Annotated in this window: 20 protein-coding genes; 7 read left to right on the forward strand and 13 right to left on the reverse strand. The window is 59.4% G+C overall.

From position 1 onward, the window contains the following. Positions 1 to 46: 46 nt before the first annotated feature. A complete protein-coding gene (locus CGA21_RS03920) occupies positions 47 to 259 on the forward strand; it encodes a cold-shock protein (RefSeq protein WP_003179963.1) in 213 nt (70 codons plus the stop codon). A 70-nt stretch (positions 260 to 329) separates the two neighbouring features. On the opposite strand, the gene CGA21_RS03925 is transcribed toward CGA21_RS03920, so the two are convergent. Next, positions 330 to 647: an I78 family peptidase inhibitor gene (locus CGA21_RS03925; protein ID WP_110753868.1), complete on the reverse strand. Its 318-nt coding sequence runs from the start codon at positions 645 to 647 to the stop codon at positions 330 to 332. Positions 648 to 813: 166 nt separating this feature from the next. Beyond that, positions 814 to 1,119, reverse strand: coding sequence for a hypothetical protein (locus CGA21_RS03930; protein WP_110753870.1), 306 nt, complete (start codon positions 1,117 to 1,119; stop codon positions 814 to 816). A 134-nt stretch (positions 1,120 to 1,253) separates the two neighbouring features. Between CGA21_RS03930 and CGA21_RS03935 the strand changes: the two genes are divergently transcribed. Then, entirely contained in the window at positions 1,254 to 1,448 is a 195-nt protein-coding gene (locus tag CGA21_RS03935) for a hypothetical protein (protein ID WP_020799072.1), read from the forward strand. Between the two features lie 40 nt (positions 1,449 to 1,488). On the opposite strand, the gene CGA21_RS03940 is transcribed toward CGA21_RS03935, so the two are convergent. The 8 genes from CGA21_RS03940 to CGA21_RS03975 form a co-directional block, all read right to left on the reverse strand. Further along, a complete protein-coding gene (locus CGA21_RS03940) occupies positions 1,489 to 2,457 on the reverse strand; it encodes a nucleoside hydrolase (RefSeq protein WP_188263575.1) in 969 nt (322 codons plus the stop codon). After that, a complete protein-coding gene (gene rbsD / locus CGA21_RS03945; protein WP_188263576.1) occupies positions 2,457 to 2,861 on the reverse strand; it encodes a D-ribose pyranase in 405 nt (134 codons plus the stop codon). The genes CGA21_RS03940 and rbsD overlap by 1 nt, the downstream gene beginning before the upstream one ends. Beyond that, a complete protein-coding gene (gene rbsK / locus CGA21_RS03950) occupies positions 2,858 to 3,775 on the reverse strand; it encodes a ribokinase (protein ID WP_110753875.1) in 918 nt (305 codons plus the stop codon). Before rbsK ends, rbsD begins: the two co-directional genes overlap by 4 nt. Positions 3,776 to 3,833: 58 nt before the next feature. Further along, on the reverse strand, positions 3,834 to 4,853 hold the full coding sequence (locus CGA21_RS03955) for a LacI family DNA-binding transcriptional regulator (RefSeq protein WP_188263577.1): 1,020 nt from the start codon (positions 4,851 to 4,853) through the stop codon (positions 3,834 to 3,836). Between the two features lie 3 nt (positions 4,854 to 4,856). Next, positions 4,857 to 5,834, reverse strand: coding sequence for an ABC transporter permease (locus tag CGA21_RS03960; protein ID WP_110753879.1), 978 nt, complete (start codon positions 5,832 to 5,834; stop codon positions 4,857 to 4,859). Then, on the reverse strand, positions 5,831 to 7,384 hold the full coding sequence (locus tag CGA21_RS03965) for a sugar ABC transporter ATP-binding protein (RefSeq protein ID WP_188263578.1): 1,554 nt from the start codon (positions 7,382 to 7,384) through the stop codon (positions 5,831 to 5,833). Before CGA21_RS03965 ends, CGA21_RS03960 begins: the two co-directional genes overlap by 4 nt. Before the next feature lie 53 nt (positions 7,385 to 7,437). Then, complete coding sequence (locus CGA21_RS03970) at positions 7,438 to 8,394, reverse strand: sugar ABC transporter substrate-binding protein (protein WP_188263579.1); 957 nt, start codon at positions 8,392 to 8,394, stop codon at positions 7,438 to 7,440. A gap of 158 nt (positions 8,395 to 8,552) precedes the next feature. Continuing rightward, a complete protein-coding gene (locus CGA21_RS03975) occupies positions 8,553 to 8,984 on the reverse strand; it encodes a hypothetical protein (protein ID WP_188263683.1) in 432 nt (143 codons plus the stop codon). Positions 8,985 to 9,310: 326 nt separating this feature from the next. Between CGA21_RS03975 and CGA21_RS03980 the strand changes: the two genes are divergently transcribed. From CGA21_RS03980 to CGA21_RS03990, 3 genes are all read left to right on the forward strand, one after another. After that, complete coding sequence (locus CGA21_RS03980) at positions 9,311 to 10,399, forward strand: asparaginase (RefSeq protein ID WP_110753888.1); 1,089 nt, start codon at positions 9,311 to 9,313, stop codon at positions 10,397 to 10,399. Positions 10,400 to 10,533: 134 nt separating this feature from the next. Then, on the forward strand, positions 10,534 to 10,824 hold the full coding sequence (locus tag CGA21_RS03985; protein WP_110753890.1) for a DUF1654 domain-containing protein: 291 nt from the start codon (positions 10,534 to 10,536) through the stop codon (positions 10,822 to 10,824). Between the two features lie 4 nt (positions 10,825 to 10,828). Continuing rightward, positions 10,829 to 11,518, forward strand: a complete 690-nt coding sequence (locus CGA21_RS03990) for an endonuclease (protein ID WP_033041209.1) — start codon at positions 10,829 to 10,831, stop codon at positions 11,516 to 11,518. A gap of 70 nt (positions 11,519 to 11,588) precedes the next feature. On the opposite strand, the gene CGA21_RS03995 is transcribed toward CGA21_RS03990, so the two are convergent. Next, positions 11,589 to 11,954 carry an SPOR domain-containing protein gene (locus tag CGA21_RS03995; RefSeq protein ID WP_188263684.1) on the reverse strand — a complete coding sequence of 122 codons (366 nt, stop codon included), beginning with the start codon at positions 11,952 to 11,954 and terminating at the stop codon, positions 11,589 to 11,591. Between the two features lie 251 nt (positions 11,955 to 12,205). Here CGA21_RS03995 and csrA point away from each other — a divergent pair, with 251 nt between their 5' ends. Beyond that, complete coding sequence (gene csrA, locus CGA21_RS04000) at positions 12,206 to 12,397, forward strand: carbon storage regulator CsrA (RefSeq protein ID WP_008057174.1); 192 nt, start codon at positions 12,206 to 12,208, stop codon at positions 12,395 to 12,397. 95 nt (positions 12,398 to 12,492) lie between these two features. On the opposite strand, the gene CGA21_RS04005 is transcribed toward csrA, so the two are convergent. Next, positions 12,493 to 12,948: a DUF2214 family protein gene (locus CGA21_RS04005; RefSeq protein WP_110753894.1), complete on the reverse strand. Its 456-nt coding sequence runs from the start codon at positions 12,946 to 12,948 to the stop codon at positions 12,493 to 12,495. 182 nt (positions 12,949 to 13,130) lie between these two features. On the opposite strand from CGA21_RS04005, the gene CGA21_RS04010 reads away from it, so the two are divergent. Then, positions 13,131 to 13,883, forward strand: coding sequence for a carbonic anhydrase (locus tag CGA21_RS04010; RefSeq protein WP_188263580.1), 753 nt, complete (start codon positions 13,131 to 13,133; stop codon positions 13,881 to 13,883). A 63-nt stretch (positions 13,884 to 13,946) separates the two neighbouring features. Here the strand turns inward: CGA21_RS04010 and CGA21_RS04015 are convergent, their stop codons facing one another. Then, positions 13,947 to 14,141: a hypothetical protein gene (locus tag CGA21_RS04015; protein ID WP_188263581.1), complete on the reverse strand. Its 195-nt coding sequence runs from the start codon at positions 14,139 to 14,141 to the stop codon at positions 13,947 to 13,949. Between the last annotated feature and the right edge of the window lie 142 nt (positions 14,142 to 14,283).

Here is a 14,283-nt window from a genome sequence, read left to right on the forward strand (position 1 = left end):
GAGCAGCACAGTACTACTGAAAATATATGTTTCTTGGAGATACACCATGTCTAATCGCCAAACCGGCACCGTTAAATGGTTCAACGATGAAAAAGGCTTCGGCTTCATCACTCCTCAAGGTGGCGGTGACGACCTGTTCGTACACTTCAAAGCTATCGAAAGCGACGGTTTCAAAAGCCTGAAAGAAGGCCAGACTGTTTCCTTCGTGGCTGAGAAAGGCCAAAAGGGTATGCAAGCTGCTCAAGTTCGCCCAGAGTAATTTCCAGGCGCACTAAAAAAACCCCGTCCATGTGACGGGGTTTTTTGTGGGCGCTATAAAGGTTGTTCGATCAGCCGCAGTTGACGCGGGTGACGACCCGATTGGCATCGGTGTTGAGATTCAGGCGGTCAGAACGATACTCGAGCGTCACCATGTCGTTTGGCTGCAGGAATCGCGCGTTCTGCGCGCCTGCACGGGTGCGCGCCTGCTCGAGCAGCTGGGGCGACGCTTGCTTGCCGATGGCGAATTCGGCCGCCTTGGCCTCGCAACGGCTATGACCGGACTCAGTGGTAGTGGCCGGGTCAGTCGGCTCGGTGGTTCCCGTGCTGCAACCGGCCAGCATGGCAGCAGCCAGCACAGTACCCAATGACGCGAGCTTCCAAGGCATGACGCCTCCTTATTCGATGATTTAGCTGAATTCTTGCGACCGCCATTTCGGCGTTTGGTTTCACGGGGAGCCAGGCACCCCCGTCCTTCACAACGGACAAACGGCAAGTTTGCCTGAGTAACGCCCTGCCCTTCATCATTCAATCGTGACTGAATATGAACGGCATTCAATAAACGTCAATGTAGTCAAAGGCCGGTTTTGGCCAGTTATCCTTCAACGCATTGTAGATTTGCATGACCCAGACTTCGTCACTGGCCGCCACCCGTCCGACATAGCCAGACCCTTTCGCCCAGGTTTCCAGGCGAAACAGCAAGCCGTCGATATCGCTGCCACCCACGACACCCGAAGAAATATAGGCGATGCCGCCCTTGGTCACGCGCAATTGCGTGTGCTCATCGTCGCTGGCTGCTGCCAACATTTGGCGCACCGCGTCAAGGGTCAAGCCATCGGGAGTGTTCAAATCGATCTGCACAGCACAATCCTGGAATAGCCATCAAAGACCAAGTGTCGCATAGCCCTGCGCACATGCCTAAGTCGCAGTGCCAAAAGCATCGCAAAGTGATTAACTCGGCACTCACCATTCTCCCTGACTCCCGAGCCCTGTCCATGACCACCGTGAGCATCGAAGCCGACATCAAGATCAAATGGCCAGACGGCCATATTTCCTACAGCCCCGGTAGCCCGGAAGAGCTGGCCATCATTGGCATCGACCTGCTGGTCAAGGATCTGGGCACCGAAGCGGCACGCTCTTTTATCGACCAGATCTTCGAAAAACACTCGCGCACCGGGCATTCGCAGTGAGAGAAAGCCTCTGGGCGTGAAGGCAGCCTGGTACTCGCCCCTACAGACGCGCCAGGCGCTCGATCAACAAATCGAAGAAGCCTTGGGCGTCACCGCTGTCAACCCAGAAGGCGTTCTTCGGCGCGTTGAGACTGTCATACCAGTCGACGATGGTCTGGCCAAACGTCGGACCTTCGCGGCTGTCGGCCACCACGTTGACCGAACGGCCACTGAACAGCGCCGGCTTGAGCAGGTAGGCGATAACCGTGGCGTCATGCACCGGGCCACCGGGAATGCCATAGCGCTCCATGTCACCACCAATACACGCTTGCAGGATATCGCCCACCAGCTTGCCGGCCTTGTTGTTCAACGCCGCTATCTGCTCGAGGCGCGCGTCACTGGTAAGAATCTTGTGGGTCACGTCCAGCGGCAGGTAGACCAGGTCTGCGCCACTCTTGAGCACCACCTCGGCCGCGTGTGGATCGGCGAACAGGTTGAATTCGGCCACCGGCGAGATGTTACCGCCGTTGAAATGCGCACCGCCCATGACCACCACCTGCTTGATGCCCTGGACAATCTGCGGCTCGCGCAGCAGCGCCAGGGCGAGGTTGGTCTGCGGCCCCAGCATGGCGATGGTCGTGCTATGGGGCGTGGCGGCCAGTAACGTGTCGATGAGGAAGTCGATCGCACTACCCTCGGCCAGCCCCCTCTTCGGCTCATGGACCACAACACCCGGCAAACCTTCCTCGCCGTGGACGTGCTCGGCATAGACAGGCTTGCGCACCAGCGGCTTCGATGCCCCGGCATACACCGGCACGTGTTCACACCCGGCCCACTCGAGGGCGAGCCGTGCATTGCGCGAGGTTTTGTCCAGGCGTACGTTGCCGGCGACGGTGGTCAATGCGCGCACGTTCAGTTCTTGCGGCGACGCCAGGGCAAACAGCAAGGCAATCACGTCGTCGGCACCGGGATCGGTATCGATAATCAAGTCGATCGGTTGTGCCGACTGGGCGCCGGTGGTGTTACTCATCAGAACGTTACCCCGGCCACCAGCACGATATTGCAATAAGGCTGGCATTCGCCGGTGCGCACAATCGCCCGCGCCTGTTGACTGAGAGCCTTGAATCGCTCATGGCTGAGCAGTTCGCGCCGCCCCAATGCACCTTCGACTTCCAGCGCGTCCAGGGTCGCCAGTACCGACGGCCGTTTCTCGAGGATTTCTTTCGCCAGCACATGGCTTTCGACCTGCATTTCGCTGAGCACGACTTTCAGGGTAGTGACGAAATCCGGAACGCCCTGGGTCAAGGCCAGGTCGATCAGTTCGACGCCTGGCGGTACGGGCAGACCCGCATCGCCGATCACCACCTTGTCGCCATGGCCCAGGGAAGCGATAAGCCGCGACAGCGCGACATTGAGTAGAGGAGTCTTTTTCATGGTGTTTTAAACGCCTGCACATCGGCCAGGGTGGGAATCGAGGGTTGCGCGCCAGCCCGGGTGACCGACAATGCGGCGCCGACCTGGCCGAAACGTATCGCTTGCGCTTCGCTCATCCCGGCCACCAACGCCGCGGCGAAGCCACCAACGAAGGTATCGCCGGCCGCCGTGGTGTCGAGCGCCTTCACGCTCGGCGCCGGGAAATGTTCGAAGCCTTTGCCATCGGCAAACAACGACCCTTGGGCGCCGAGGGTGATGATGACCTTGCCGGCGCCCATTTCAATCAGTCGAGTAGCCGCGATCTGCGCCGTTTGCAGAGAGTCCACCGGCAAGCCGCTGAGCGCTGCCGCTTCACTCTCGTTGGGAATCAGGTAGTCGATGGACGCATACCACTGCGGCGGCAGCGGTCGACTGGCCGGCGCAGGGTTGAGGATAACGGTCTTGCCCAGCTCACGACCGCGCTTGAGCGCATGGCCAACCGTTGCGTCCGGTATTTCCAGCTGACAGATGATCACATCCGCCTCCTGCAGCGCCGCATCGAAACAGCCGAGCACCGCTGGCGTCAGTGCGCCGTTGGCCCCGGCGACAATCACGATGGCGTTCTGGCTGTTGTCGTCGACCACGATCAAGGCCACGCCACTGGTACCTTCCACGGCGCTGACCGCCCGACAATCGATGCCCTCGTCCAACAATGCCTGGCGCAACACCTGGCCGTAGGCATCGCTGCCCACGCAGCCCACCATCGACACCTGCGCGCCGAGGCGCGCTGCCGCCACGGCCTGGTTCGCACCCTTGCCGCCACAGACCGTCGCAAAGGACTGGCCGATCAGTGTTTCTCCACCACGGGGCAAGCGCGACGCCCGGGTCACCAGGTCCATGTTCAAGCTGCCGACTACCACTACTTTTGCGGACATACATTACTACTCATCAAGACTGTTTCAGCGCTGCTCGGGATTTAGCGATGCTTTTCATTTAACGATACTGTGCGAACACCCCGGCCAACGGCGCGGTCGATTCGCGCAAGACGATGCTCGGGGTCACGATGCGTTGTTCGGTTGCCAGGTCCGGCTTGGCAATCCGGCGCAGCAGCACCCCGGCCGCCATTTCGCCCAATTGCAGGATCGACTGGCCCACGGTGGTCAGTGCCGGATAGACATAGCGGCTCATCTGGATATCGTCGAAGCCGATGACGGAAAGGTCCGTCGGTACGCGGATATTGCGCTCGGCGGCGGCACGCAGCACGCCGATACCGATCATGTCGTTGGCGGCGAAAATCGCACTGGGCGGATTGTTTTCCAGAAGCACAGCGGCGGCGCTGTAGCCACCAGTGCTGGTGAAATCGCTTTCGAGCATGCGCCCGCGCGCAAGACGGATACCCGCCTCTTCAAGGGCCCGGCAAAAGCCGGCCAAGCGCATCTGCGCCACACTGGTGGTTGCAGGGCCGCTGATGGTGGCGATATCCCGATGCCCCAACTCCAGCAGATGCCGCGTGGCCAGGTAGGCGCCGTACTCGTGATCGATGCGCACAAGGTCCGCGTCGACGCCTTCGAGTCCTCGGTCAACGATCACCATCGGCGTGCGTACGGCCGCCAGGCCTTGGGCCAACCCACCATCACCACCGGCCGAAGCGACGATCAGGCCGTCGATGCGCTTCTCCAGCAATACCCGCAGGTAACTGCGCTGCTTGTCCGGGTTGTCGTCCGAATTACACAGGATCACACAGTAGCCATTTCTCTCGCAGTAGTCCTCGATACCCCGCGCCAGCTCGGCGAAATACGGGTTGAGGCTGTTGGGCACCAGCAGGCCGATGGTTGCCGTGGTCTTGGCCTTGAGAGACCGGGCGACGGCGCTGGGCACATAGTCGAGGGTCTTGATTGCGGCCTCGACCTTGACCCGTACTTCTTCACTCACCGGCCGGGTCTTGTTCACCACATGGGAAACCGTGGTGTAGGAAATCCCCGCCAGTGCTGCTACATCCTTGATCGTTGCCATGACTCAGGTCCGCCGGCTTGCGCGCTGACTGCGATAAGTATCCAGCACTACCGCCACCACGATCACGGCGCCAGTGATGATGCGTTTGGTCGGCTCGGTGGCGCCGATCTGCGCCAGGCCAGCCGCCAATACCGAAATGATCAGCACGCCGAAGAAGGTGCTGATGACCGAGCCGCGCCCGCCCATCAGACTGGTGCCGCCAATCACCACGGCGGCGATCACTTGCAGCTCCAGCCCGGAACCGGCATTGGGGTCCGCCGCTTCCAGTCGAGAAATCTGGAACAGCGCGGCAATACCGGCCAGCAACCCCATCAGGCTGAACACCAGGATCTTGTAGGGCTTGGGGTTGATCCCCGCCAGGCGCACCGCTTCTTCGTTGGTGCCGATGCCGATCAGGTAGCGCCCGAACACGGTACGGGTCAACACGGCCTGGGCGATGAAAATGATCAGCAAGGCGATGATGAACGAGGGCGAAATCCCGAAGGCGATCGGATTGGACAGCCAGGCAAAGGCGTCGCCGATATAGGCCGTGCGCGAACCGGTCATCTGGTACGCCACGCCCCGGGCCATCTCCAGCACACCCAGGGACACGATGAACGAAGGAATGCGCCAGGCCACGGTGATCGAACCGGTGACGGTCCCCGCCAACGCGGCAGCCGCCATGCCGAGCAACGCCGCCGGCAGCACGCTCCAGCCCCAACCGAGAATCGCCACGCTGACCGTCGACGCGGCCAGCGCCAGCACCGACCCCACCGACAGGTCGATGCCGCCGATGATCAGCACGAAGGTCATCCCGACCGCCAGGACCATCAAGTCCGGAATCTGGTTGGCCAGGGTGCTGAAGGTGTTGTAGGAGAGGAAATGGCTGCTCAGGAGCGAGAACAGCACCACCATGGCCAGCAAGGCACCGGCCAGCCCCAGGTAAGTGCCCAGCCCATAGAAATTGCCGCTGCGTGGGCCGGCCGTAGTTACGGTTTTCATTGAAGATCCCTAGGCGCCGCTTCGTTAAGCAGCGCATCACGTTTCTGGTAGCCGGCGAACGCGGCGGCAAGCAAATCATCCTGGGTCCAGCTGTCGCGCTCGAAGGTGTCGATCAGACGCCCCGCCGAGAGCACGCCGATGCGGTCGCAGATCAACATCAGTTCGCGCAGGTCACTGGACACCACCACCAAGGCCTTGCCCTGGCGGGTCAATTCACCGAGCAGCGCGTAAATGTCGAACTTGGCGCCGACATCGATGCCCCGGGTCGGCTCGTCAAACAGCAGCACCGAGCAATCACGCTCCAGCCAGCGACCGATGACTACCTTCTGCTGGTTACCACCGGACAACTCGGACACCAACTGCGCCGGCCCGGAACTGCGGATACGCATGGCGTCGATCTGCCGCTGGGCCAGCCCCGCTTCGGCGTCAGGATTGACCAGGCCACCGCTGGAAATAACCGGCATGTTACCCAGCGCAATGTTCGCGCCGATCGATTGCGTCAGCAGCAGGCCCTCGCCCTTGCGGTCTTCGGTGATCAAGGCGATGCCATGCCCAACCGCGTCCACCGGCGAACGGATACTCACCACCTTTGCGGGAGAACCGAGCGCCACCGTGCCGCTGTCCGCGGTGTCGGCCCCGAAGATCAATCGCAGCAATTCGGTGCGCCCTGCCCCGATCAATCCGGAAATGCCGAAGATCTCACCAGCCCGCACCTCGAAGGACACGTCACGTACTTTGTCGGCGCGGGTCAGCCCCTTGACCGTCAAGGCCGTGGCGCCGATGTCCCGCAGCCCCATGTCGATATGTTCACCCAGTTCGCGCCCGACCATCAGCGTGACCAGTTGCTCACTGTTGTAGTTGGCCATCGGCTCGACACACACCAGGTGACCGTCACGCAGGACCGCAATGCGCTGGGCCACCCGCGCAAGCTCTTCGAGGCGGTGGGAGATATAGATGATCGACACGCCCCGGGCCTGCAGGTGCGTAATCTGTTCGAAGAGCATTTCGACTTCACGGGCGGTGAGCATCGCGGTCGGCTCATCGAGGATCAGCACGTGGCAATCACCGATCAGGTTGCGCGCGATCTCGACCATCTGTTGATGACCGATGCCCAGCTCGCCCACCAGGGTGTCCGGGTCGATCGCATCGAGCCCGACCTGAGCCATGGCCTCGATCGCAGCCAGGCGCAGTTGCTTGCGATTGATCCAGCCAGCAGTGCTGGGCAGTTTGTGCAGGAACAGGTTTTCCGCCACCGACAGGGTCGGCAACAGATTGAGCTCCTGCATGACCATGCGGATCCCCAGCTCTTCGGCCTGGGTGCGACTGCCCGGGCGGTAATCGCGCCCCTGAAACTGCATCTGGCCAGTAGTCGGCGTGACCAGCCCGCCGATAATCTTCGACAACGTACTTTTGCCGGCGCCGTTCTCGCCGGTCAGCGCGAGCACCTCACCGCGCATGAGCGTGAGGTTGATGCCGGCCAGGACCGGCTGCGCGTAAGTCTTGCCAATGTCGCTGACCGAGAGGACAGCGTGCGGGGCGCTAACAGACATAAGGCTCTCCAGGCGCTCGCCGGGATGGCGAGCGTCATTGCGTCGCCGGAAATTTACTGTGTAACCAGCTCTACCGGAGTTTCGATCACGCCGTTGGCGCCGCTGTCGACTTTCTCGCCCTTGATGATCTTCAACGCGGTCTCGATGCCGAACACCGCCTGCTTGGCGGCAAACTGATCCGCGGTGGCCAGGACGCGGCCATCCTTGAGCATCGGCTTGATGGCATTGATGTTGTCGTAACCGACTACCAGGACCTGTCCAGCCTTGCCCGCGGCACGCACGGCAGACACCACGCCCACCGCCATGCTGTCGTTGCCGGCGAGCAGGGCCTTGATGTTCGGGTATTCGCTGAGCATCGAGGACGCCACCTGGTTGCCCTTGTTGATTTCCCAGTCGCCCGATTGCACGGACACGACCTTGATCTGCGCCGCCTCCATCGCATCCTTGAAGCCTGCGGTACGGGCTTGGGCATTGGTGGTGGTGGACACCCCCTCGATGATGCCGACTTCGTCACCGGCCTTGAGCTTTTTGGCCAGGTACTCACCCACCAGGCGCGCGCCTTTGCGGTTATCCGGGCCTACGAACGGCACACTGATGTTCTTGCTCTTGACCACGGCCGGGTCGAGCTGGTTGTCGATGTTGATCACGGTAATGCCGGCGTCGACGGCTTTTTTGATCACCGGCACCATGGCCTTGGAATCAGCCGGCGCGATCACCAGCGCATTGACCCTCGACACAATCATTTGCTCGACGATGCGGATCTGGTTGGCCGTGTCCGTTTCGTCCTTGATGCCGTTGGAGATGAGCTCGAACTCATCGGAGTGATCTTTCTGATACGCCTTGGCGCCGTCTTCCATGGTCAGGAAGAATTCGTTGGCCAGGGACTTCATCACCAGCGCGACTTTTGGCTTTTCAGGCGCCTGTGCGAACGCCGAAGAAACAGGCAGCGCGGCGGTTGCGCCAGCCAGTATTGCGACAGCAAGAAGACGTCCAGCGAATGGCAGCTTCATGGGTTCACTCCGATCTTATGATTATTGTGAGCAACGTCGGGGCGGCATATAGAGATGTCGCAAACGTTTGCGAACCCTGACTATGCGAAGCTTGCCGGAATTTGTCAACGACCGTCATACCTCGTCCGCAGGTTGCATATAGCTACCAGCACACCTGGTCACGCCGTAGTGCTGACAATACTGCCGGAACCGGTCAACTCTTTTGCCAGGCTGGCGGCCACCTGCATCAATGCCGACAACGTATCGGCAATCTGTGACTGGAGCGCCATCACGGCCACGGCCTTGGCCTCTTCAGACTGAAAAGACGCGGCCTGGGCAGCCGCCAGTTGCTGCTGTTGCTCACGCAGTTGCTCTTGCAGTTCCTGCATGCGCTTGAGCAGCAATTGCGCAGCAACGCTTTGCTGGCTGCCGGTGCCTTCGGCGTTTTCACCCGCCTGCGCGCCCTGCTCCATTCGGACAGGCTTTTCATCCTGCACGGGCTCACCGGGCTGCTGCACCGATGCCGCGTCACTCAAGGTATCTGCGGCAGCCGCTGATTTCCCGCCGATATTAACAACCGCTGAATGTGGCAAACCGACCGTCAACGACATGTGAACTCCTTGTAGATGATTCTTCACTGAAGCATCGACCTGCCAGCCGGTTTCTTTAACGCCGATATTTAAATGGGAGCCGTAATCCTTTTCGGAAAGCCGAATGAAAAATCCACGAACAGTCGGAAAGCCGGACAACACAGGAAGATCGCCGCTCAACCACTTGTTTAAATTTATAAACAAATCAACGTGTTACGATTTTTTTCTGATTCCGGTTGTAACTGGTACGGGTCGTGCTTTTTCTCCTGCACCCCACGGCTTCAGATCCATTTGGGGCGCATCTAGATGAACCTGCATCAGCACCGTCACTACAAGAGAGAAAAATAATGACATCTGCTTTGAAAAACCTTATTCCGGGCACCTTGGCCCTCTTGCTGCTCCTGCCCGCCGCCCTTCAGGCAAAAGAAGTCGAAACTCAACAGAAACTGGCGAATGTCGTGGTCCTGGCGACCGGCGGCACCATCGCCGGTGCAGGCGCCAGCGCCGCCAACAGCGCCACCTATCAAGCGGCGAAAGTCGGCATCGAACAATTGATTGCCGCGGTACCGCAGCTCAGCGAACTGGCCAATGTCCGCGGCGAACAGGTCATGCAGATCGCCTCCGAAAGCATCACCAACGACAACCTGTTGCAACTGGGCCGTCGTGTTGCCGAACTGGCGGACAGCAAGGACGTCGATGGCATCGTGATCACCCACGGCACCGACACCCTGGAAGAAACTGCCTATTTCCTCAACCTGGTGGAAAAAACCGACAAGCCCATCATTGTCGTGGGCTCCATGCGCCCGGGTACCGCAATGTCCGCCGACGGCATGCTGAACCTGTACAACGCCGTCGCCGTGGCCAGCAGCAAGGACGCGCGTGGCAAAGGCGTGCTGGTGACCATGAACGACGAAATCCAGTCGGGTCGCGATGTCAGCAAAATGATCAACATCAAGACCGAAGCGTTTAAAAGCGCCTGGGGCCCTCTCGGTATGGTGGTCGAAGGCAAATCCTACTGGTTCCGCCTCCCGTCCAAGCGCCACACCATGGACTCGGAATTCGACATCAAGAACATCCAGAGCTTGCCTGACGTCGAAATCGCCTACTCCTACGGCAACGTAAGCGACACCGCCTACAAGGCACTGGCCCAGTCGGGTGCCAAGGCCATCATCCATGCCGGCACCGGCAATGGCTCGGTCTCTTCCCGGGTCGTTCCAGCCTTGCAAGCCCTGCGCAAGGATGGCGTGCAGATCATCCGCTCTTCCCACGTCAATGCCGGTGGTTTTGTCCTGCGTAACGCCGAACAGCCTGACGACAAATATGACTGGGTGGTGGCGCATGACCTGAACCCGCAGAAAGCCCGGATCCTGGCGATGGTCGCGCTGACCAAGACCAATGACAGCAAAGAGCTGCAGCGGATGTTCTGGGAATATTGATTCGCCCCTCGCCCGACCGACTCCGGTCGGGCATCTCTCGTCACTCCCGCCTGACAAAAAAACTCGTTTGTTCCTACACCAATCGGTAAAAACCACTGTCAGAGGATTCTCTTGAATTTTAAGCAGTTGCGAAAATGCCTACAGTTAAATACTGTATGCACGTACAGCTTAATAAGGATAATCCTGTGGACACCACCTCCGCCTCACCAGACACCTATGTGCGCATGGGCCTGCGCGTTCAGAAAATCATCAACGGCCCAACCGCTCAAAAAGCCAGGGCAGCCCTGATCTTCCGCCTTCCAGACGAGCCCGTGGATGAATGGGAACGCCTGCTCGAAGAAATCGACGAGAACGACAACGTCACCCTCGCCTACCGCGACGATGGTGGTGTGCAGATTTTCTGGGTAGTGCCGAAGGAAGACTGAGTCGATGAGTGTCCGTTGTTTTGCCCTGCTGCTCCTGTTGTTCGCGATGGGGGCCCAGGCTGATGCGCCACGCACGTTCAGCGAGGCCAAGAAAGTCGCCTGGAAGCTGTATGCACCGCAATCCACCGAGTTTTATTGCGGCTGCAAATACACCGGTAACAAAGTGAACCTCGCGGCCTGCGGTTATGTGCCACGCAAAAACGCCAAGCGTGCCGCCCGCATCGAGTGGGAACACATTGTTCCGGCGTGGCAAATCGGGCATCAGCGCCAGTGCTGGCAGGAGGGCGGGCGTAAAAACTGTACGCGATACGACCCGACCTACCAAAAGGCCGAAGCCGACCTGCACAACCTGGTGCCCAGCATTGGCGAGGTTAATGGTGACCGCAGCAACTTCAGTTTCGGCTGGCTACCGGAGCAATCGGGCCAATACGGGTCGTGCCTGACCCAGGTCGACTTCAAGGCGAAGAAAGTCATGCCCCGCCCGTCCATTCGCGGCATGATCGCCCGAACCTATTTCTACATGAGCAAGCAATATGGTTTGCGCCTGTCGAAACAGGACCAGCAGCTGTACCAGGCATGGGACAAGACCTACCCGGTGCAAGCCTGGGAACGCCAGCGCAACCAGAGCGTGGCGTGTGTCATGGGGCGCGGCAACGAGTTCGTCGGCCCGGTCGACATGAAAGCCTGCGGCTGAACGCCAGCGGTAAAAAAAGGCCTGGGGGTTGAACACCCCAGGCCTTTTTTTTAGCCGCCCGGCTGGGCCCTCACTGAGCCGTCGGGCGCTCCAGCACCAGCACTTCGATGTTCTGTTTCTTCGCCTTGATGAGCGCGGCATTTACCTGCGCCTGTTTGGCATCGGCTTCTTCCCTGGAGTTGTAAGGCCCCATCAGGATGCGAGTCTTGCCATTTTCCCTGACCACGTTGGACATGAAGCTATGCTCGATCAGCCAGCCGCTGAGATCGCTGACGGCCTGGGGCGTTTCGCCCCGTACTTCGAGATCCCACTGTGGCCCCGCCACCTGCGCCGACGTCGCCGCCGCTGCAGGCTGCGGCTTTGGTGTCTCCTCGCGCTTGCCCTCACCGCATCCCGCCAGAGCCAATACCGCGATTGCCAAGACCATTTTGCGCACAGCGTTTCCCTCTGAATGCTTAAAGCGGGGGATTTTAGCATTCATGAATACTTCGCGAGTGCCGTAAAATGGGCGCAAAACAACGAGAATGATAGTGACGGCCTCTGTATAGTTACACCTTGGGAATTAATGCTGTATCTGCGCGTCAGAAAGAGGCACCCAAACCGTGAGACTTCGCACTAATCTATACATAACACCGACCTCTGCACTGTCCGAATCAGGTGCCCCACGAAGCAATCAAGGAGAAGACCATGCTGATACTCACCCGCAAAGTCGGTGAAAGCATAAACATTGGTGATGACATTACGATCACCATCCTGGGCGTAAGCGGCCAGCAAGTCCGGATTGGCATCAATGCCCCCAAAGACGTCGCAGTGCATCGCGAAGAAATTTACCAGCGCATTCAGGCCGGCCTGACCGCCCCGGAAAAGCCACAAACCTGAATCCTGTCGTAGTCAGTAGCCAGCCCGTTCGCCCCGCAACGACGGCTGGCTAAAGATTCCAGCGCAACACGCCTGCGCTTTCCCTTCACTTTCTGTCAGCCGAATGTGAAACCCCGCGCCATCCCGCTCGCCGCCACCATCATCAGCAACACCAGCACCGCCTCGATATGGCTGATTCGTGCAAATAGCGTTGCACGCCAGGTATCGATAGCCGCCCCACGCGACCGTGCAACCCGCCATTTGATCAACGTCACCATGGGCGCAATTTCCAGTAGCAGGATAAGCACCAACAACGTCATCTTGAGATGAAACAACGGCTGGTGCAGGTAGTAATCCGTGCCTTTTTCTAAGCCGCCAAAAGCGCGCATGCCGCCGGTAACCAGCAGGACAAGGGCAGAAATGCCCCATATGTTGTCTGCGATCAATACATCACGAGCCTCGCCTGCGCCGACAGCCAGGCGCCGAAAAGCCGTGCCACGCACCAGGACAGCCCAGAATCCAAGCGCAAACGCCAAAAGATGAATCGCTGCGAGCAACCAGTGAGTCAGCATCGGGAAACTCCTGTAAGGACGAAGTTGAATCAGCCTGTCAGTAGTAGCCCATGAACCCGGGGTTTGCCGCAAAAACATAATGTTACAGGTCTACTAGACTCCAACACTCCAGTGCCGAGGCTCTTCGAGGCACTACGCCAACCGCTGTCATTCCCACCGAAGTGACCTGAGTACACAACATCATGTGTGAATCATGTGATTCAAACTCAACAGCAACTACCCACGAGCGTCGTCGTTTCCTTCGCCTTGCCGGATTGGGAGCAGGTGCCCTGCTATTGGCGGGCGCCTTGCCGAGCCGAATAATCCAGGCAGCCGAGAAAACCTCCGCCCCTCCAAAACCCAAAAACGTCATCAGTCCGGATGAGGCCCTGAAAAGGTTGATGGCGGGCAACGAACGCTATGTCAGCGGTAACTCCGAAACCCACGACTTCAAGGATGAGCGAGAAGCATTGGTTTCCGGTCAGAATCCTTTCGTGGCGGTGCTGAGTTGCTCTGACTCGCGCATCGCCCCGGAATACGCGTTCGATACCGCACGGGGCGATCTTTTCGCCGTTCGCCTGGCCGGCAACTTCGTCACCGACGAAGGCCTTGCAAGCCTCGAATACGGCGTGGCCGTGCTCGGCGCCCCCCTGATCCTGGTATTGGGCCATGAACGCTGCGGTGCCATCGAGGCTGGCGTTAAAGCCGTCAAGGATCACACGGTGTTCCCCGGGAAGATCCCTGCACTGACAGATGCACTCAAATCCTCTGTCGAGCAGGTCAGCGGTCGTCCAGGTGACCTGGTGGAAAACGCGACCGTGCAAAACATCAAGAACTCGATCGAACGCCTCAAGCAAGCCACGCCCCTGCTGACCGATGCGCTCAGCAAGGGCCAGCTGAAAATAGTGGGGGGCATTTATCGCCTGGCGACAGGTAAAGTCGAACTGGTTGCCTGAATCGTCCAGCCATGATTGCCAGGTCGCCGATGTGAAGAGCCCAGCGCGAAGGCTGGGCTCAGGTCATTTCCTGCATTCAATCATCTTGTCCGCGAGCGCCTTGGCCCTTTCAATCAACAGATTCTGCCGGTCTTCATGCGTGACCGCGCCAACGACGGGCGCCGTCAGATGGCTTTCGGCAATCAACGCAGCGCAGAAATATTGATCCCACACAGCCTTGTGCTCGGATGCCTGTCTGTTCATTTGGTCGGAGATCATATGCGACTCCTTCAGATGAGATAACACTGCCTATATTACGCCTGAATCGCGGTAGCAAGGGATGACTGTCACTTGCAGAGGTGCCACTACAAAATCCACCGCAGCAGCACGTGGCGGGCTATCCAGGGAGACGCTTCGACCA

This window comes from Pseudomonas sp. PSB11 (genome assembly GCF_014596605.1).
Lineage (GTDB): Bacteria > Pseudomonadota > Gammaproteobacteria > Pseudomonadales > Pseudomonadaceae > Aquipseudomonas > Aquipseudomonas umsongensis.